The sequence below is a fragment of the Actinomadura sp. KC06 genome, from assembly GCF_004348735.1.
Lineage (GTDB): Bacteria > Actinomycetota > Actinomycetes > Streptosporangiales > Streptosporangiaceae > Spirillospora.
In genome coordinates this window covers 40,184-58,384 of sequence record NZ_SMKT01000043.1, presented here as the reverse complement: position 1 = coordinate 58,384, position 18,201 = coordinate 40,184, and the positions used below count along the sequence as shown (strand labels likewise).

The window sequence follows — 18,201 nt, the reverse complement described above, 5'->3', positions numbered from 1 at the left end:
GGGTGAGTCCGGGCGGGGCTGATGGTGGTGGACGGGCTGGCCGACCGGTGGGAGACCTTGTCGGGTCGGGACGGGCGTCACACGGTGTGGTTCGAGGTCGTCCGATGAAGGCGAGGCGGGTGGCCGTGCGGGTGCTGCGTGGTGTGTGGGCCTTGCTGCAGCGGCCGGTCGGGAGCGAGGTGGAGTGGCGCGACTTGGCGCCCGCCGATGCTGGTCGGCGTGAGGTCGTCCCCGAGCTACTTTCCGATCAGTGTCCGGAGACCGTTTTCCTGTTCGCTGGATTGGGGCCGGACGCGCGGAAGGCGTTCGAGGTGTTTCCGGGTGAAGTGCGGGCCTGGCGGGCGATGGCGGAGATGGAGGCGGCGCGGGCTCGGGTGTGGTCCGGGCAGGGGCGGATTTGGGACGCAGGCATGTGCGCTGGTCGGCGCAGGCGTATCGGGCGGCGGCCTCGCAGGTTGAGGAGGTGCTGATCGAGTCGCTTGGGCTTTGGGAGCAGTACGAGCGGCAAGTTGGGGACGGGTGAGGCGTGGCTACAGGCGGATGATTGTTGTTTTTAGTTGGGAGTAGTGGTCGATGGCGGCCATGCCCTTCTCGCGGCCCCAGCCGCTTTGTTTGTAGCCGCCGAAGGGGGTTTCGACGCCTCCGGCCTGGTACTCGTTTATGAATACCTGGCCTGCTTCCAGGCGGCGGGACAGGGCGAGTGCGCGGCCTATGTCGCGGGTGTAGATGCCGGCGGCTAGGCCGTAGTCGGTGCCGTTGGCGATTTCGAGCGCCTCGTCTTCGGTGGTGAAGGGGAGGACGCAGACGACTGGGCCGAATATCTCTTCGTTGGCTATCCGCATGTTTGGGCTTACGTCCGTGAACACCGTGGGCTGGACGAAGTAGCCGCGGGCCAGGTCGCTGTCTGTGTAGCGGCCTCCGCCGGTCACGGTGGTGGCGCCCTCGCGGCTGCCGGTGTCGATGTAGCCGAGGACGCGGTCTAGTTGGGTTTGGGAGATCAGCGGGCCCAGCATTGGGTCGCGCATGCCTGGGCCGACGGTCACCTTGGCGAGGGCGACGGCTACGCGGTCTAGCACGTCGTCTAGGGCGTCGGTGTGGACGAGTAGGCGGGTCGCGGCGGAGCAGATTTGGCCTGCGTTGTGGGTCATGGTGCGCAGGACGCTGGCGGCGACGGCGTCCATGTCGGCGTCGGGAAAGACGATGTTGGCTGATTTGCCGCCCAGTTCCAGGCCGACGGGGACGATGCGGTCGGCGGCCGTTTTGGCAACTAGGCGTCCTGTTTCGACTGAGCCGGTGAAGGAGATGCGGCGAATGAGCGGGTGCTCGACCAGGGCCTGGCCTGCTTCTTCGCCTAGGCCGGTGACGACGTTGAGGATGCCGGGTGGGAGGCCTGCCTCCAGGGCCAGTTTGCCTAGGCGGACGGCGGTTAGCGGCGTCTCCTCGGCCGGTTTGAGCACCACTGCATTGCCGACCGTCAGGGCGGGGGCGGCGGCGCGGGCGGCCTGGTTCAGTGGGGCGTTCCACGGGACGATGACGCCCACCACGCCGTACGGCTCCTTGGTGGTGACGGCCATGTGGTCGGCATCGAGGGGGAGGTGGCTGCCTTCGATCTTGTCGCAGATGCCCGCGTAGTACTCGAAGTAGCGGGCCGCGAGTTCGACGTCCCGTTTGCCCTGGCTGATCGGCTTACCGGAGTCGAGGGTCTCCAGCATTGCGAGCTGGTCTATGTCGTCCAGGAGGAGGCGGCCTAGGTGGGCGAGGGCGCGGCCTCGCTCGTGGGGTTTGCGGCGCGACCATTCCGGTGCTCGGTATGCCTGGTGGGCGGAGGTCACGGCGGCGTCCACGTCGGGGGCGGTGCCGCGGGGGACCTCGGCCAGCGGCTCGCCGGTGGACGGGTCGTAGGTGGTCAGCCACTCACCCGACCAGGCGGGGACGGCCTGGCCAGCGATGATCATGTTGTGGCGGTCGGGGACGACGGCCTGCGTGGCACTCATCTCGGGCTCCCTGGGGCGAAGGCGTCGACGTCGGCCATGGCGGCGGCGAACTCCGCGAGGGACGGGGCCGTCGCCAGACCGCGGAGGGCGTTCAGGAGCCGGTCGGTCTCCTTCGCGCCGGTCGCGGCCCGGGCGCAGTCGCGGAACTTGGCGGCGATGTCGTCTGGGGACATCGGGTTGCCGGGGCTTCCGACGTTGTGGCGGAGGTGTTCCTCGTGGCGGGTGCCGTCGTTCAGTTCGACGCGGACGCCACCGGGGAACGCGGCCGGGTATTCGGCGTACTCCACGACCTCGTAGTCGACGCGGCGGGCCACGTCCAGGACGGCGGGGTCGGACAGGCGCCCGGCGCGGAAGCCGTCCACGCCGAGTGCGCCGTCCACGACCGTGAGGGCCAGGACGAAGGGAAGGCTGAAGCGCGCGTCGTAGATGGTGCGTGGTGTGTGCTTGTCCGCTAGGGGCTCGCAGACCAGGTGCAGGTAGGCGGAGGGGACCAGTGCGGTGAATCGGCGGACGTCTTCGGGATCGAGGGCCAGGCGGTCGCGGAGTGCGCGCCAGGCGTCGACGCTGGCGTGGGTGCAGTGACCGGCCGGATAGGGCTTGGTGGAGACGTCGGTTCCCGTCCATTGCCGGCCGAGGTCGGTTAGGGCGTCATCCTTTACTTCCACGGCGGCGAACGCCTTGAGGAGACCGGACGGGCCTTCCAAGACGGTGGCCGGGCCGGTGGCGCCGTGCCGGGCGAGTTTCGCGGCGGTGACCGCGCCCTTGGCGGCCCAGCCGGGATGCATCTGCTTGGCGTCGGAGCCGTCCGAGAAGAACTCCATCAGGCCCGAGGCCATGCTCCCGGCGAGGCCGGCGGCGCTGACGGCCTCCGGCATCGGGAGGTTGAGGAGCCGGGCCGCGACCGCGGTGGCCGGAATGATTCCTAGGACGGACGTCGGGTGAAAGCCGCGTTGCTGGAGTGGCTTGCCCGGCGCCAGGGCGCCCAGGCGGGCGGCGAGTTCGTAGCCGATGGCGGCAGCGGCCAGGACGTCCCGGCCGGACGCGCCTGTCTCCTCGCCGAGTGCGAGTGCGGTAGGGACGATCACCACGCTCGGATGGATCATCGAGGCGGTGTGCGTGTCGTCGTAGTCCATGCCGTGCGCGAGCATGCCGTTGGCGAAGCAGGCGTCGGCGGCGCGGGACCGCCGTCCGCCCGAACCCCAGATCGAGGCGGGGCCGGGCGCGGGTTCCGCCAGTGTCAGTCGCGTGGCGGCCGTCGCGCCGAGTCCGAGGCCGGCGCTGGCCAGGGCCACGCCGACCGTGTCGGTGAAGCGGAGCGACGTCCATTCGAGCAGTTCGTCGGGGACGTCGCCGGACGGGAAATCGAGGGCGAAGTCGAGCATCCGCTCGGACAGAGTCGGTTCCCGGGGGCCGCCCATCAGACGGGTGGGTGCGCTAGGCCGCGCTCGGCGAAGTCGGACGGGTACCGGTAGTGGACGGCCCGGTAGCCCTCGCTCTCCGGGTCGATGTCCACGTCGATGACCGTGGGGGCGCCGCTGCCCAGGGCCTTGCGGAGCGCGTCCTTGATCTCGCCGGGCGCGCGGACGCGGATGCCCTGGGCGCCCATCACCCGGGCCCAGTCCGCGAAGTCGATCTCGTGCCGCTTCCCGTCGCCGATGTCGACGTAGTCGGTCAGCGAGTGGCGGCCGTAGATCTTCAGCATCTGCTCGCGCTCGATCTGGAGCGTGCCGTTGCTGAGCACGACCACGACGATCGGGACGGCCTGTTCGACGGCCGTGAGCAGGGCCGAGCCGGTCATCGTGAACGACCCGTCGCCGAGGACGGCGATGGTGGGCTGGTCGGGGCGGGCCAGCGCGGCGCCCACCGCGCCCGGGAGCGTCCAGCCCATGCGGTGGAAGAAGCCGGAGTGGATGTAGTGGCGGCTCAGGGCGCGCAGGAACGGCGGGCCGAAGGAGAGGGAGTGGCCGGTGTCGAACAGGACGGTGGCGTCCGGGGCCTGTTCGGCGACCACGTCCGATAGGTCGGAGAACACGCGCGCGTAGCCCATCGGGGCGGCGTCCGAGGTGCGCAGCGGTGCGACCTCCGACTCCCATTTGGCGCGGAGTTGCCCTAGGCGCTCCAGCCAGGCTGTGCGGTCGGCTTGGGGGTGCTGCTCCAGGGCGGTGGCCAGCGCAGCCAGGGCTGTTCGGGCGTCGGAGACTATGGCGACGTCGGTCGGGTAGACGCGGGCGAGTTCGCCGTCGTCGATGTCGATGTGGACGAGCTTGGTCGAACCCGGGATGTCGTGCAGCGTCCAGCCGCCGGTGTCGATGTCGCCGAACCGGGTGCCGACGCCTATGAGGACGTCGCATTCGCGGGCCGCCTGGTTGGCCTGGAGCGTTCCGGCACGGCCGACGCAGCCGAGTGAGAGCGGATGGTCTTCGGGGATTGCGCCCTTACCGGGCGTCGCCGTCTCGACCGGGATGGAGAAGCGTTCCGCCAGGTCGGCCAGTTCCTTCCAGGCCCGCGCGTTGTGGATGCCGCTGCTGACCGACAGGAGGGGCCGTTCGGCGGACGCGATCAGCTCGGCCGCCTCGTCGAGGGCCTGCGGGTCGGGGCCCGGGCGGGCGATCCGCGTCCAGCGGGCCAGGTCGGGGACGCCGCGCACCTCGATCTCGGTGTGCTGGATGTCGAACGGGAGCTGCACGACGACCGGGCCGGGACGTCCGCTGATCGCGGTCTTGTAGGCGCGGAGCACCATTTCCAGCGCGTTGTCGGGGCGGGTGACGCTGAACGACGCCTTCGTCAGCGGCTTGAGCGTGAGCGGCCACTCCTCGGGGCCGTAGCGGTAGACCTCCTCGATGCCGCCGCGCCCGTACCACTGCGTGGCTCCGCCGCCCGCCAGCACCAGCAGGGCCGATGAGTCGAAGAACGCGGAGGCGACGGCGGGAGTGATGTTGGCGCTGCCAGGGCCGACCGATGTGGTCACCACAGCCATCGGGGGCTCGCGGCGGCTGCGCCAGTAGCAGTCCGCCATGTGGACGGCGTGGTCCTCGCTGCGCGCGGCGATGGTGCGGATCCCGGTCTCGTGGACGAGCGAGTCGAGGAGCTTCCAGTTGCCGTGGCCGTTGTAGCCGAAGCAGAACTCCGTGCCCGCCGACTCCAGCGCCTTCGCGATCACCGTGGCCAGTTGCATCCGCACCGCGACGCACCTCCGCTTCCCGACGACTGAGCAAACAGAGAATATTGTATAGACAATTGAGCGTTCTAGACAGGGGCACGGGGAAGGACGCCGAGGAGGGCGCTCATCGACGGGAGCGACGGCACCGCGCGGATCGTCTCGACGGCCGCGTCCGCCCCGTCCCAGGCGGGCAGCGCGAACGCCGCGCAGGCTCGGAACTTTGCCGCCACGTCCGCGAAGTCCATGGGCGCCTGGGGGTGTCCCTTCACGACGGTCGCCCGTTTCGTGATCGCGTTGCCGTCGCGCAGCTTGACCGTGACGTGTGCAGGCATGGGTAGTGAGCCCCGGTTCGCTGCCCGCTCTCCGTCCAGGTCTGGCTTGATGACTACGCGGTCGACGACGTCCAGTACGCGCGGGTCGTCTAGCGCCGCCGGGACGAAGTGCTCCGGGCCGACGCGGTTGTGCACTGCGGCCACCGCGACCGCGTACGGCATGCTGAACTGGGCCGCCGCCTGCGTGGCCGGACGGCGTTTCGCGTCGTCGGGCGCGCAGGCGAGGTCGTACGCCTCGCGGTCGGTGACGTCCACCTCGATCGCTTCGATCCGGTCGGCCGCCCCGTTCGCCCGGCCGTCCAGCTCCCCCATCGCGTCCAGGGTCGCCGAGATGGACGTGTGCGTGAATTTGCAGCACGGGTACAGGGGCTTGATGCTCGACTCCAGCACCCGCCATTCGGTGCCGAGGCCGGCGGTGATCTCGTCCGGGGCGTACCGGCCCCGGTGGTTGGTGAAGTAGTAGCCGAACCTGCCCTCAAGGACGTCGATGTCCGGTGCGGAGCCGGTGACGCCGCGTTCGGCCATCACCGCCGCCAGCACGCCGGCCTGCGCGGAGAGCCCCTGGCCCAGGCTCACCGTGTGCGCTCCGGCCAGGAACGCCTGCTGCTTTCCGCAGAGCATCGACAGCGCGATCCCCATCGCGTGACGGGTCCGTTCCTCGGACAATCCCATCAGGCGGGCTGACGTCAGGGCTGCGCCGAACGTCCCGCACTCGTACGTCCTGGACGCGCCGGTGACGCTGAACGACTCGCGCGGCGCCAGGGCCGTCCGGCACACGGCTTCCGCGCCGATGGCGATCGCGGTCAGGAACTCGCGGCCGCTCACCGTCCGGCGGCCGGACGCCTCCACCGCCTCCGTGACGGCCAGCGCGGCGGGCACGACGCTCCCGCTGACGTGGCAGAAGGCGTGTTCGAGGACGTCGTCGAGGTCCCACGCGCGAGCGCAGGTCGCGTTGGCCAGCGCGGCGTGGTGGAGCGGGACGCGCGCCCCCGTGGCATGGACCGTGGCCTCCGGACGTCCGCCCCAGTAGGTCACCAGGTCGGCGACCTGGCGTGCCCCGTCCGCCGACAGTCCGGCGGTCTGCGCGGCGAGGGTGTCGAGCAGGGCCAGCCGCATCCGGTCCATGACCTGCGGCGGGGGTGTCGTCGCCGGGTCGCGGGCCCAGGCGATCAGCGCGTCGGTCGAGCCCATGGTCACTCCGCGGGGACGAGGCCGTCGGCGATGTCCGCCGCGACGAGGCGCGGGTCCCGTTCCTCCGGGTCGCCGTAGCCGCCGCCTCCGGGGAGCTCGAAGGCCAGCACGTCGCCCGGGCCCAAAGTGACCTGGCTGCCGATCCCGATCCGTTTCCCGTTCAGCTCGACCCGGGCCGCGAAGCTTCCCTCGCCGCCGAGCGCGCCCCGCACGGGGACGCCGAGCCGTCCGCCGCGCAGCCCGGCCAGGACCGTGCCGCGCGGGCCGAGGTCGCCGTCGAGAACCTCGATCTCCACGCGCTGGCCCAGGCCGCCTCGGTACTTGCCGCGTCCGCCGGAGCCGGGCAGGAGGGACTTGCACCGGATGAGCAGGGGCGCGTCGCTCTCGATGATCTCCACCGGGATGTTCGCGCAGTTGGCGGGGAACGAGATGCAGCTCAGGCCGTCCTGCGTGGCCAGCGCGCCCATGCCGCCGTGCATGGTGACGATGGTGAAGAACGTGCCGCCGTCCGCCCGCTCCCCCACCAGGTTGCAGTAGGCGAGCGGGGTGGCGCCGGACGGCGCGAGGATCCGGTCCGGGACGATCCCGCTCAGCGCCTCCATGATCAGCTCGGGCAGCATGTGCGCGATCATCGTCCGGCCCCAGGTCGCGGCCGGCCGGTGCGGGTTCAGCACGCTGCCCTCCGGCGCGACGATCCGGACCGGGCGGAGCGAGCCGCCGTTGTTGGGGACGAGGGGGTCCAGCAGGCATTTGAGGATGTAGAAGGAGTACGACCGGGTCATGTTGAGGGTGACGTTGACGGCCCTCGGCACCTGGGCTGTCGTGCCGGAGTAGTCGAGGACGAGCTCGTCCCCCGCGATGGTCAACCGCAGCGCCACCCGCACCGGGTCGGCCAGGCCGGGGACGTCGAGGCAGATCTCGCTGGACGCCTCGCCGTCCGGCAGAGCGGCGATGGCGGCGCGCATGCTCGCTTCGGACCGGCCGGTGATCTCGCCGCTTAGCGGCTCCAGGGCCGCCAAGTCGTTCTCGGCCATGAACGCGGCGACCCGCTCCACCATCAGCGCGTTCGCCGAGACCTGGGCGCGCAGGTCGCCGACGACCTTGTCCGGCTCGCGGACGTTGACGCGGATGAAGTCGAACACCATCGTCGGCTCGCCCCGCTCGTAGAGGAGGGTGAGCGGGATCTTCAGGCCCTCCTCGTACATGTCGCGGCTCTCGATCGTGGCGTGCCGTCCGCCGACGTTGAGGTGGTGCGCCGAGCACGCGACGTACCCGGCCAGGCGGTCCCGGTGGAAGATCGGCGCCAGGACGGTGATGTCGATCAGGTGGCCGCTGCCCGTCCACGGGTCGTTGAGGATCAGGACGTCGCCGGGCCGCAGTGTCTCCATCGGGTATTCGGCCATCGCGTTCGGGACCACGAACGGCAGCACGCCGAGCAGGCCGGGCGTCGACCGCGAGGAATGGACGAGCATCGTCCCCTCGCTGTCGAACACGACGCAGGCGTAGTCGAGGAAGTCGCGGATGACGCTGGAGAAGGACGCGCGCACCAGCGCCGTCGCGGCCTCGTCGGTGATGCTCTGCAGCCGCCGCCACGAGGTCTCCACGCGGACGGGATCCGGCACGGCCACGGTCAGGCCCCTTTCACATCGATGCTGATGATGCCGAGGTCGCCGATGGCGGCGGTGGCAGCGCGGTCGAGGACGGTGGTCGTCTCCCGCTCCTGGACGAGGGCCGGCCCGGCCACCGTCATTCCGGGCTCCAGCAGCGCCCGGTCGTACACGGGGCAACGGGTCGGCCCTTCGGGGAAGTGCACTTCGCGGTGGCCTTTCAGCGCTTCCGACGCCGCGCGTCCTGTGGCGGTTGGAGTCGGGAGGCGGACGGTGTCGTCGTCGCCGGTGAGGGTGGCGCGCAGGCGCAGGTTCATCGTCTCCACGGCCACGTCGTCGTAGGAGCGGCGATAGCGGCTCTCGTACGCGGCCTTGAACTGCGCGGTCACCTCGTCCGGCGACAGGGCGCGCCAGTCGTCGCCGCCCGGCAGGCCGACGCTGACCTCGAACCCCTGGCCCACGTAGCGCATGTCGGCCCAGCGGGTGTAAGTGACGCCGTCGCCGTCCGGCAGGAATTGCGCCGCCGACTTCTCCATCTGGCGGAACAGGTCGTCCATCAGGTTCAGGTCGAGCCTGTCGGTCTTCACCTTGTAGGTCTGCGACGTCTCGAAGGTGGCGGGGGCGAGGATGAGGCCGAGCGCCGACATCACCCCGGCCGCCGGAGGGATCAGCACGCGCGGGCTGCCCAGCTTCCGCGCCAGCCCGACCGCGTGCACCGGCCCGGCCCCGCCGTAGGCGACGACCGGCAGCCGGGACGGCTCCACGCCCATCTCCGCGAGGTGGACGCGGGCGGCGGCCACCATCGACTCCTCCGCCGCCTCCCGGATCGCGTGCGCGGTCGCGACGGCGTCGAGCCCGAGCGGTTCGCCGAGGGCCGCGACCGCGGCGGCGGCCAGGTCGGCGCGCAGCGGCATCTCGCCGCCGAGGAAGTGGTCCGGGTCGAGGTGGCCGAGGACGAGGTCGGCGTCCGTCACGGTCGGCCGGTCGCCGCCGCGCCCGTACGCCGCCGGACCGGGCACGGACCCCGCCGAACGCGGGCCGACCTTGATGAGACCGAGGCTGTCGATGTGCGCGATGCTGCCGCCGCCGGTGCCGATCTCCAGCAGGTCGAGCACCGGCGTGCAGACCGGGATGCCGGAGCCTGGACGGAAATGCGCGGTGCGCGCGACCTCGTAGTCGTGGGTGACGGCCGCCTGGCCGTCGACGACCGCGGCGACCTTCGCGGTGGTGCCGCCCATGTCGAAGGCGAGCAGATCGCCGATCCCGGCGTGCGCGCCGATCCTCGCCGCCGCCATCACGCCCCCGGCCGGGCCGGACTCCACGACGCGGACCGGGAACGTCCTCGCGACCTCCAGCGGGATGACGCCGCCGGTCGACTGCATGACGTAGAAGTTCCCGGCGAAGCCGCGCTCGTCCAGCGCCTCCCGGAGCCGTCGCAGATAGCCCGCCAGCAGCGGCTGGACGTAGGCGTTCGCGACCGTCGTGCTCGTCCGCTCGTACTCGCGCACCTCTGGCAGCACCTCGGACGACAGCGAGACCCACAGGTCGGGACGGCGCTCCCGGACGATCCGCGCCACCTCCCGCTCGTGGTCGCCGTCGGCGTAGGAGTGCAGCAGGCAGATCGCCACCGACTCGACGTCCTCTGCGGCGAACTCGTCCACGATCGCGCGGACCTGGTCGGCGTCGACCGGGACGAGCTCCCGGCCGCTCGCGTGCAGCCGCTCCCGGACGCCGCGCCGCAGCCGCCTCGGCACCAGCGGACGCGGGAACGCGAGCTCCAGGTCGTAGGCGTCGTAGCGGACCTCGCGGCGGATCTCCAGGACGTCCTCGAACCCCTCGGTCGTGAGGAGCGCGGTGGTGCCGCCGGTGCGCTCGATCAGCGCGTTGATCACGAGGGTGGTGCCGTGGGCGAGGATCTCCGTCCGCTCCAGCAGGCCGGGGTGCGCGGCGCGGAGCACGTCGATGCCTTCCACGACGGCGCGGGACGGGTCGTCCGGGGTGGTGAGGCGTTTCTCCAGGGTGATCTGGCCTGTCTCTACGTCCAGGACGACGAAGTCGGTGAACGTGCCGCCGATGTCGGTGCCGATGCGGGAGGTGTCGGTCATGCAGGTCCTCCGAGGGATCCGAGGCCGTGGGTCAGGGGGGCGAGGTCGGTGAACGCCCGGGCGGCGCGCAGCACCTCCTCGGACCTGGCCGGTCCCAGCACGGGCGTGCACAGGGTGCGGAACTTCGCGTCCAGGGCGTCGTCGTCCAGGGGGTTGGACGGTTCGCCGTAGGGCTGGTCGACGCGGAGGCGCAGGTCGGGCGCCCCGTCCCGGCGGATCCGCACGGCGGCCGGACGCTGCGCGGGGTAGAGCCGGTCGAAGTCCTTGTCGGCACTGACGTGGACGGCCACCATCAAGCGGGTCACGTCGGGCGCGGCGCGGCGTTCGGCGGAGAATTGCGCGAGGCCCAGCTCGCCGTCGCACAGGGCCGCGGCGATCGTGTACGGCATGCTCATCTGCGCGCCGAGCATCGTCCCGGCGTCGGTTCCGTCGTAGCGGGCGGCGACCGAGTACGTCCCCACCTCGACGGCCGTGACGGTCTCGGGCCGGAGATCGTGGTCGGCGCGCAGCTTCAACACGGCGTCCACCGCGCCGTGCACGTGTCGGCAGCACGGGTACGGCTTGACGGACGTCCGCCGCATCGCCCACCGCGAACCGAGGCCGCCGAGCAGCACGTCCGGGTCCCAATCGTTCTGGGCGAAGGCGGCGAAATAGCCTTCCGGGCCTTCGAGGACCGTGGGCGGCCCGGCAAGTCCCTCAGCCGCGAGGAGGGCGGAGAGGAGGCCGTCGCGGGCGGCCATCCCGGCGTGCAGCCGCTTGACCGGCGAACCGTGCCGGAGGAATTCCGACAGGCCCCCGGCGTGCGAACCGGCCAGGCCGAGGGCGCTCGCGACGTCCTCCGCGGAAAGGCGCAGCAGCACCGAGCATCCCGCCGCCGCGCCGAAGACCCCGGCCAGCGGCGTGTTGTGGAATCCGCGCCGCCAGGTCGCCGGGTGCGCGGCGGCGGCCACCCGGCATGCCACCTCGACGGCGACGGCGACGGCCGCGAGCGTCCGGGCGGGTTCGGAGCGCTCCTGCTCGGCCAGCGCCAGCACCGCCGGGAGCGTGGACGAGCTGGGATGGGACGCGCCCGGCGTGTAGCCGTCGTCCAGTTCGAGGGCGTGCGCGGCCGTGCCGTTGGCGATCGCCGCCCCGGCCGCGGAGGCGAGCCCCTCCCCCACGATCGTCGCCTGCGAGCCGGGATAGGCGTCCAGGACGTGGCGGCGCACCGTCGCGGCGACCGGGAAGGTGGCGCCGACCACGGTGGCCGCCAGGTAGTCGACCACCAGTCGCCGGGCCGCGTCCGCGACGTCCGCGGGCAGCGGCGCCTCCGCGACGGTGGCCGTCCAGCGGGCGATCTCCCGGGTGGCGCCGTCGGCGTCGCCCGTCATGACGGCACGCGCTGGCTGAAGCGGCGGTCGAAGATGCCCTCGGCGAGCCGGTTCCGCAGCATCTCCACCGTCCCGCCGGCGATCATCCAGCCGCGGATCCTGCGGACCATGTACTCCAGCGGCAGCTCGGTCGAGTACCCGGACGCGCCGAGCATCTGCAGCGCGTCGTTCGCGACCCGGAACGCCGCCTCGTTGGCGTAGAGCTTCGCCATCGTCGCCTCCATCGGGTCCGGGGGCCCGGCCGCCGCCCCGGCGGCCGCGCGGTAGACCAGCAGGCGAGCGGCTTCGAGCTGGACGTACATGTCGGCGAACTTCCATTGCAGTCCCTGGAACTCGCAGAGCGGACGTCCGAACTGCTCGCGGGTCTTGGCGTGCTCCACCGCCCGCTCGAACGCCGACTGCGCCAGCGCCAGCGCCCGGACGGCGTTCCCGACCCGCTCGATCCCGAAGACGGTCATCAGGCGGCGCAGCGCGTCGTGGTCGGCGAGGACGTTGTGCCGGGGCACGCGGCAGCCGTCCAGGTACGAGGTGCAGTGCGGCTCGCCGGACATGTAGTGCTCGGTCGCCCCGCGCGTGAAGCCGGGCGCGTCGGCCGGGACGACGACCGCGCCGATGTCCCGGCCGGACGGCCCGAACCGGCACCACAGCACGAGATGGGTGGCCTCCGGCCCGTGCGACGTCCAGCATTTCTGGCCGTCGAGCACCACCTCGTCGCCGTCGTACCGCGCGGTCGTGCGCATCTCGGTCAGCGCCGAACCGGCGCCAGGCTCGCTCATCCCGGCCGAGATGAGCGCCTCGCCGGACAGCAGGCGGGGCAGCAGCTCGGCCTTCAGCTTCGCGGAGCCGAGCATGGCGACCTGGCGGATGGCGCCGAAGTTGGTGGCCTGGACCGCGTCCCCGCTGTGCGGGCAGACCTTGCTGACGGCCTCCATGACGAGGACGGCGTCGAGCAGCGTGCCGCCCTGGCCGCCGTCCTTCTCGTCGATCATGATCCCGGTGAACCCGGCGGCGGCGAGGTCGCGGGCGCTGTCCCAGGCGAACCCGCTGCGCCGGAACGCCTGCGCGGCGAACCGGTCCTCGGCGAGCCGCCGAGCTGAATCGCGCAGGGCGCGCTGCTCCGGCGTCAGTGTGAACTCCATGAGCCCTCCCTGAGCTTGCCTGCCGCGCGCACCACCGCGGCAAGGGCGTCCATCGTGCGGTCGGGGGCGTCCAGGACCGGGATCCCGGCAGCCGCGTACGCCGCCATCCCGGCGGGCGCCAGCGACTCGGCGCCGAAGCGGGCCACGTACAGCGGGATCGAGATCCGCTGCCGGACGGCCACGACCACCTTCGCGGTCAGCTCGGCGCCGGGGTCGGCGTTGGTGGTGAGCTGCACCAGCGCGGCGTCGTAGCGGGAGTCGTCCAGGGCGTGCTCCAGCACCTCGCCGAGCACCTCGGGACGGCCGATGATCTGCGCGCTCATGTCGAGCGGGTTGACCGGGGCGACGAAGTCGGGCAGCACGCCCGCGACGCGCTCGCGGACGCCGTCCGGGAACGGGGGCAGCGCGATCCCGCCCGTCTCGGCCCCGTCCGCGATGATCGTGCAGGCGCCGCCGGACGCCGCGACGGCCAGCAGCCGGTTCCCGCGCGGCAGCCCGCCCGACGAGGCGAGGATCAGCGCGTCCTGCAGCACCCGGAGGGTAGGCACCCGGGTGGCGGACGCGGCGTCCAGGACGGCCGCGCGCAGCCGGTGCGAGCCGACCAGCGCACCGGTGTGGCTGCGGGTCGCCGCCCGCGCGCCCTGGCTGCGGACCATGTTGAAGGCGAACAGCGGCTTGCCGCGGGCGGCCAGCTCGCGTCCGGCGCGGATGAGCCGGTCGCCGTCGGTGACGTTCTCCAGCAGCAGCCCGACGACCTCGGTCTTCGGGTCGTGCGCGAGCCACTCCAGGTAGGCGGCGACGTCCAGGTCGGCCTCGTTGCCGAGGTGGACCCAGCGCGACAGCCCGACGCCCTGCTCCATCAGCCGGGACGCGACGCAGCTGCCGAGCGCGCCCGAGCTGCTGATCAGCGCGACCCCGCCCGCCGCCAGCTCGTCGGCCTCCAGCGCGCCGGACAGCGACGCCGCCATCCCCGTCTCCGGGACGACGACGCCCATCGAGTTCGGCCCGGCCAGCGGGATGCCCGCGTCGTGGAAGATCGCGGCGACCTCGCGCTGGAGCCGCTCGCCGTCCGGGCCCGTCTCGGCGAACCCCGAGCTGTGCACGATCGCGGCGCCGGCTCCCAGCGCGGCGGCCTCGCGGGCGACGTCCGGGACGGCCTTGGCCGGGACGGCGATGCAGACCAGGTCGGGGACGCCGGGGACCGCGGCGAGGCTCCGGTGGCGCGGGCGGCCGCCGATCTCGCCGCCGGAGGGGTGGACGGCGTCGACCCGTCCGGTGAAGCCCTTCTCGGTCAGGTAGCGGTAGATCCGCGCGCCGGTCTTCGCGGGGTCGTCGGAGACGCCGACGACCGCGATGTGGCGGGGTCGCAGCAGCGGGTCGAGCCGCGCCGGTCCGGCGGGCCCGGCGCGGGCGGCCGGGCGCCGGACGGGCGGCGCGTCGATCGTGGCCATGCGGGCGTCGACGGCGATCACGCCCTCGCCGAGGCGACCCATCAGCACCGGGTTGAGGTCCAGCTCGCCGATGTCGGGACGACGCTCGGCCAGCTCGGACAGTGCGACGAGGAGGTCGACCAGCGCGGGGACGTCCAGCGCCGGAGAGCCTCGGTGCCCCGCGAGGAGGCGGTGGAGGGGGTGCCTGCGGACGAGGTCCTCCGCGGCGGCGCGGTCGAGGGGGACGAGCGCGTCCACCGCGTCGGCGACGACCTCGGTGTGGATGCCGCCCGTCCCGACGACGACCACGGCGCCGACGCCGGGCTCGCGGCGCAGGCCCGCCAGCATCTCGTGGCCCTCGTGCTGTCGCTGGACGATCAGCGGCAGGGCCCGCGCGCCCAGCCGGGAGAGCAGGCCGGCGGCGGCCGTCCGCACCTCGCCGGGGCCGTTCAGCCCGAGGACGACGCCGCCGTCGTCGGTCTTGTGCTCCAGGCCGCCCGCCTTCAGCACGAGCCGGGCGCCGGGCTGGGCGCCTTCTGGAGTGCCGAGCCCGGCGGCGGCGCGGGCGGCCTCGTCGGCGTCGGCGGCCAGTCGCGACACCGCCACGGGAATCCCGGCCTGAGCCAGCAGCGTGAAGAGCTCCGGCTCGGAGAAGTCGAGCATGCGAGGACCTCGTTCTGTGCGCGATGTCGTCTCTAGACTATATTCTATGTGATCGGCGCGGCCATGCGTCAACGAGCCGAGCTGGGCAGGGTTCATCACGAAGGAAACGGAAGAGCGTTCCGGGACGTCCAGGGAATGGGCTCGTCTGGACACTCAATAGACTATTATCTAGATAGCTGCGTTGACCCTCGGAGGAAACACGATGTCAAGAGCGCCCGAACCGGCGGCGTCCGCGGAAAGCGGCCCCCCGCTGAGCAAGACCGCGTACGTCCTGGAGCGCCTGCGCCGGGAGATCGCCGACGGGGTCATCAAGCCCGGCACGAGCCTCCGCCAGACCGACGTGGCCAAACGATACGGCGTCAGCCCGACGCCCGTGCGCGAGGCGTTCCGCCTGCTGGAGGCGGAGGGGGCGCTGGAGTACGAGTCGCACCGCGGCGCCACCGTCAAGGACATGTCGCCGCAGGAGGTGGAGGACCTCTACCTCCTGCGCTCGGAGGTCGAGGGCCTCGCCACCGCGCTCGCCGTCGAGCGGATGGACGACACGGCGATGAACCGCATTCGCGACGCCCACAAGGAATTGCTGGACGCCATCGAGGCCGGCGACGAATCGCGGCTTTCCGTCCTGAACCGCACGCTGCACTTCGCCATCTACGAGGCGGGGTCGTCGCTGGTGGCACTTCAGGCCGCCTCCCTGTGGGCGTTCATCCCGCCCCGGATGACCATCTGGAAGGACGCGAAGAACGCGCAGTCGCTGTCCGACGACCACGACCGGATCATCGACGCGCTCGACCGCGGCGACCCCTACGACGCGCGCCGCTTCATGGCCGAGCACATCCTGCACGCCGCCCGGCTGCGGCAGAACGCCCCCTCGCCGGAGTGACCCCGGCCGCTCCCCCGCCTGACCCCGAGTCGCCGGCCCGAAACCCCGCCCCGGACCGGCGACCCGGACCCGCTATCTGAATATCGGGTTGAGCTGCTTGATCAGGCCGCTCTGCGCCTTCGTGTACTCCGCGGGCGGGATCTCCGGCCAGAACGTGAACTCGCTCATCGCCGGCATTCCCTTGGGCGGCGCGGCGCCCGGCATCACCGACGCCTTGAACATGTGCTTGGCGATCGCCTTCTGCACCTCGGGCGTGTACCACCAGGAATAGAACAGCTTCGCCGCCTCCGCGTGCGGCGCGCCCTTGATGATCCCCATGCAGTTCAGGTGCTTGAGGTTGCCGCCGCCCGTAGGCAGCACCATCCCGATCGGCGCGCCCTTCGCCTCCGCCGCCAGGAACTGGTCCGTCGCGGACGGGACGGCGATCGACGCCTGACCCTGCGCCAGCCGGTCCACCAGCGCCCGGGTGCCGGGCACCAGCGTCGGCTCCTGCGCCGCGAGCTTGTTCACGAAGTCCATCGTGAAGCCGTTGGCCAGCATGTACTGGACGATCTGCGCCCCGTGCCCGGGCTGCAGCGGCGAGTTGAGCGCGATCTTCCCCTTCCACTTCGGGTCGAGGAGCTCGTTCCAGCTCTTCGGGGCCTCGTCCTTCTTCACCTTCTGGGTGTTGTAGCCGATGCCGAGCACCGACAGCTCGCTGCCGAGCGCCTGCCCCTTCTCGCAGGTGAACTCCTCCGGGACGCTCTTCGCCGTCGGCGGCTCGTACGGCTGGAGCCTGCCCTGGCTGGAGTGCCGCTCCAGGTCGGTGACGGCGACCTCCAGCAGGTCGCCGACGTGCCGGTTCGCCGCGAACTCGTGGTCGAGCCTGCTCGCGAGCTGCGCGCCGAAGCCCGCCTGGGCCTGCACCTCGATCTCCGGGTAGCGCTTCTCGAACAGGTCGAGGACGGGCCGCGCGCTGCCGCCGCCGAGGGTCTCGCTGTAGATGACGAGCTTCTTGTGACCGGCCTTCTTCGCCGCCTCGTAGAGGGCGTCCAGCTGCTGCTGGTTCGCCGTCCCGCCGAGCCCCTCGGGGGTCAGCTCGGCGGCGTCGTCGCCTCCGCCGCATGCGGAGGAGGAGGCGGCGAGCAGCGCCGCCGCGATCAGCCCGCTGAGCAGCCGTTTGCTTCTCATGGAGAACCTACCCTGTCGAGATTGTCCTGTTTCCCCCTGGTGGTCGGCTCGGGCGCCTCGTCGTCGGCGTCCAGCACGACGATGCTCTCCGCCGGGATCCGCAGCTCCACCGCGTCCCCCGGGCTCACCGTCCGTCCGGCCGGATCGGGATCGGCGCCGCGGACCCGCAGCACCGTGCCCGCGACCTCGACGAGGTGCTCGATCTGCCCGCCGAGGTACATCGAGTCCCTGACCCGCCCGCTGATCGTGTTCGTCCGGTCCCCGGGCCGCTCTTCTGCGGGCAGGACGCTCAGCGCGGTGCTGCGCACGCAGAGCCGGACCCGGCCGCGGCCGGCCGGTCCGCCGAAGCACTGGAGCGCGACCTCGCCGCCGTCGAGGCGGGCGATCGCCCTGTCCCCCGCGCGCTCGACGATGTCGGCGTCGAAGAAGTTCTCGTAGCCGACGAAATCGGCGACGAACCAGTTGCGCGGACGCTCGTAGATGTCGCGCGGGGTCCCCACCTGCTGGACGCGGCCGTCCTTCATCAGGACGATCCGGTCCGACAGCGACATCGCCTCGACCTGGTCGTGCGTCACGTACACGGCCGTCGTGCCCAGCTCGCGCTGGAAGTCGCGGATCCCGACCCGCATCGTGGCGCGGAGCTTGGCGTCCAGGTTGGACAGCGGCTCGTCGTACAGCACCACCCTCGGACGGCTGACCAGCGCGCGGGCCAGCGCGACGCGCTGCTGCTGCCCGCCGGACAGCCGGGTGACCGGACGGTCCGCCAGCGCGGCCAGCCCCACCAGCTCCAGCGTCTGGCCGACCCGCCGCTGCACCTCCGGACGCCTGACCCGGCGCCGCCGCAGCGGGTAGGCGACGTTCTGGAAGACGTCCATCTGCGGCCACAGCGCGTAGCTCTGGAACACCATGCCCATGTCGCGCTTCTCCGGCGGCACGAAGATCTGCTCCGGGACGGACGTCACCGCGTCCCCGCCGATCGTGATCTCGCCCGCGTCCGGTTTCTCCAGCCCGGCGAGGCATCGCAGCGTGGTCGTCTTCCCGCAGCCGCTGGGGCCGAGCAGGGTGAGGAACTCGCCCTCCCGCACCGAGAGGCTGACGTCGTCCACGGCCGCGAGCGCGCCGTAGCGCTTGCCGAGCCCGTCGATCTCTATGCCGGCCAT

At 72.0% G+C, this 18,201-nt stretch carries 12 protein-coding genes; 1 reads left to right on the top strand and 11 read right to left on the bottom strand.

Features of this window, described 5'->3' with window-relative positions; translation table 11 throughout:
* Positions 1-530 precede the first annotated feature (530 nt).
* The 9 genes from E1287_RS16305 to E1287_RS16265 form a co-directional block, all read right to left on the bottom strand.
* Positions 531-1,994, bottom strand: a complete 1,464-nt coding sequence (locus E1287_RS16305) for an aldehyde dehydrogenase family protein (RefSeq protein WP_131965797.1) — start codon at positions 1,992-1,994, stop codon at positions 531-533.
* Positions 1,991-3,412: an MmgE/PrpD family protein gene (locus tag E1287_RS16300; RefSeq protein WP_131965796.1), complete on the bottom strand. Its 1,422-nt coding sequence runs from the start codon at positions 3,410-3,412 to the stop codon at positions 1,991-1,993. Before E1287_RS16300 ends, E1287_RS16305 begins: the two co-directional genes overlap by 4 nt.
* Positions 3,412-5,169, bottom strand: coding sequence for a thiamine pyrophosphate-binding protein (locus E1287_RS16295; RefSeq protein WP_243719074.1), 1,758 nt, complete (start codon positions 5,167-5,169; stop codon positions 3,412-3,414). Before E1287_RS16295 ends, E1287_RS16300 begins: the two co-directional genes overlap by 1 nt.
* Positions 5,170-5,240: 71 nt before the next feature.
* Positions 5,241-6,677 carry an MmgE/PrpD family protein gene (locus E1287_RS16290; RefSeq protein ID WP_131965794.1) on the bottom strand — a complete coding sequence of 479 codons (1,437 nt, stop codon included), beginning with the start codon at positions 6,675-6,677 and terminating at the stop codon, positions 5,241-5,243.
* 2 nt (positions 6,678-6,679) lie between these two features.
* A complete protein-coding gene (locus E1287_RS16285; RefSeq protein WP_165969031.1) occupies positions 6,680-8,305 on the bottom strand; it encodes a hydantoinase B/oxoprolinase family protein in 1,626 nt (541 codons plus the stop codon).
* Between the two features lie 2 nt (positions 8,306-8,307).
* Positions 8,308-10,389 (bottom strand): hydantoinase/oxoprolinase family protein, encoded by a 2,082-nt coding sequence (locus E1287_RS16280; RefSeq protein ID WP_131965792.1) that lies wholly within the window; start codon positions 10,387-10,389, stop codon positions 8,308-8,310.
* Positions 10,386-11,759, bottom strand: a complete 1,374-nt coding sequence (locus tag E1287_RS16275) for an MmgE/PrpD family protein (RefSeq protein ID WP_131965791.1) — start codon at positions 11,757-11,759, stop codon at positions 10,386-10,388. The genes E1287_RS16280 and E1287_RS16275 overlap by 4 nt, the downstream gene beginning before the upstream one ends.
* Positions 11,756-12,898, bottom strand: coding sequence for an acyl-CoA dehydrogenase (locus tag E1287_RS16270; protein ID WP_131965790.1), 1,143 nt, complete (start codon positions 12,896-12,898; stop codon positions 11,756-11,758). The genes E1287_RS16275 and E1287_RS16270 overlap by 4 nt, the downstream gene beginning before the upstream one ends.
* On the bottom strand, positions 12,883-14,991 hold the full coding sequence (locus tag E1287_RS16265; protein WP_165969030.1) for an acetate--CoA ligase family protein: 2,109 nt from the start codon (positions 14,989-14,991) through the stop codon (positions 12,883-12,885). The genes E1287_RS16270 and E1287_RS16265 overlap by 16 nt, the downstream gene beginning before the upstream one ends.
* Before the next feature lie 202 nt (positions 14,992-15,193).
* Here E1287_RS16265 and E1287_RS16260 point away from each other — a divergent pair, with 202 nt between their 5' ends.
* Positions 15,194-15,871, top strand: a complete 678-nt coding sequence (locus tag E1287_RS16260; protein WP_131965788.1) for a GntR family transcriptional regulator — start codon at positions 15,194-15,196, stop codon at positions 15,869-15,871.
* Positions 15,872-15,943: 72 nt separating this feature from the next.
* Here E1287_RS16260 and E1287_RS16255 read toward each other — a convergent pair whose 3' ends face one another.
* On the bottom strand, positions 15,944-17,041 hold the full coding sequence (locus tag E1287_RS16255; protein WP_131965787.1) for an extracellular solute-binding protein: 1,098 nt from the start codon (positions 17,039-17,041) through the stop codon (positions 15,944-15,946).
* Positions 17,038-18,201, bottom strand: a complete 1,164-nt coding sequence (locus E1287_RS16250) for an ABC transporter ATP-binding protein (RefSeq protein ID WP_131965786.1) — start codon at positions 18,199-18,201, stop codon at positions 17,038-17,040. The genes E1287_RS16255 and E1287_RS16250 overlap by 4 nt, the downstream gene beginning before the upstream one ends.

Coding starts and splice junctions, on each gene's coding strand:
- E1287_RS16270 (WP_131965790.1), bottom strand. CDS start 12,898: ATGGAGTTCACACTGACGCCGGAGCAGCGCGCCCTGCGCGATTCAGCT.
- E1287_RS16255 (WP_131965787.1), bottom strand. CDS start 17,041: ATGAGAAGCAAACGGCTGCTCAGCGGGCTGATCGCGGCGGCGCTGCTC.
- E1287_RS16280 (WP_131965792.1), bottom strand. CDS start 10,389: ATGACCGACACCTCCCGCATCGGCACCGACATCGGCGGCACGTTCACC.
- E1287_RS16260 (WP_131965788.1), top strand. CDS start 15,194: ATGTCAAGAGCGCCCGAACCGGCGGCGTCCGCGGAAAGCGGCCCCCCG.
- E1287_RS16250 (WP_131965786.1), bottom strand. CDS start 18,201: ATGGCCGGCATAGAGATCGACGGGCTCGGCAAGCGCTACGGCGCGCTC.
- E1287_RS16265 (WP_165969030.1), bottom strand. CDS start 14,991: ATGCTCGACTTCTCCGAGCCGGAGCTCTTCACGCTGCTGGCTCAGGCC.
- E1287_RS16275 (WP_131965791.1), bottom strand. CDS start 11,759: ATGACGGGCGACGCCGACGGCGCCACCCGGGAGATCGCCCGCTGGACG.
- E1287_RS16305 (WP_131965797.1), bottom strand. CDS start 1,994: ATGAGTGCCACGCAGGCCGTCGTCCCCGACCGCCACAACATGATCATC.
- E1287_RS16295 (WP_243719074.1), bottom strand. CDS start 5,169: ATGCAACTGGCCACGGTGATCGCGAAGGCGCTGGAGTCGGCGGGCACG.
- E1287_RS16290 (WP_131965794.1), bottom strand. CDS start 6,677: ATGGGCTCGACCGACGCGCTGATCGCCTGGGCCCGCGACCCGGCGACG.
- E1287_RS16300 (WP_131965796.1), bottom strand. CDS start 3,412: ATGGGCGGCCCCCGGGAACCGACTCTGTCCGAGCGGATGCTCGACTTC.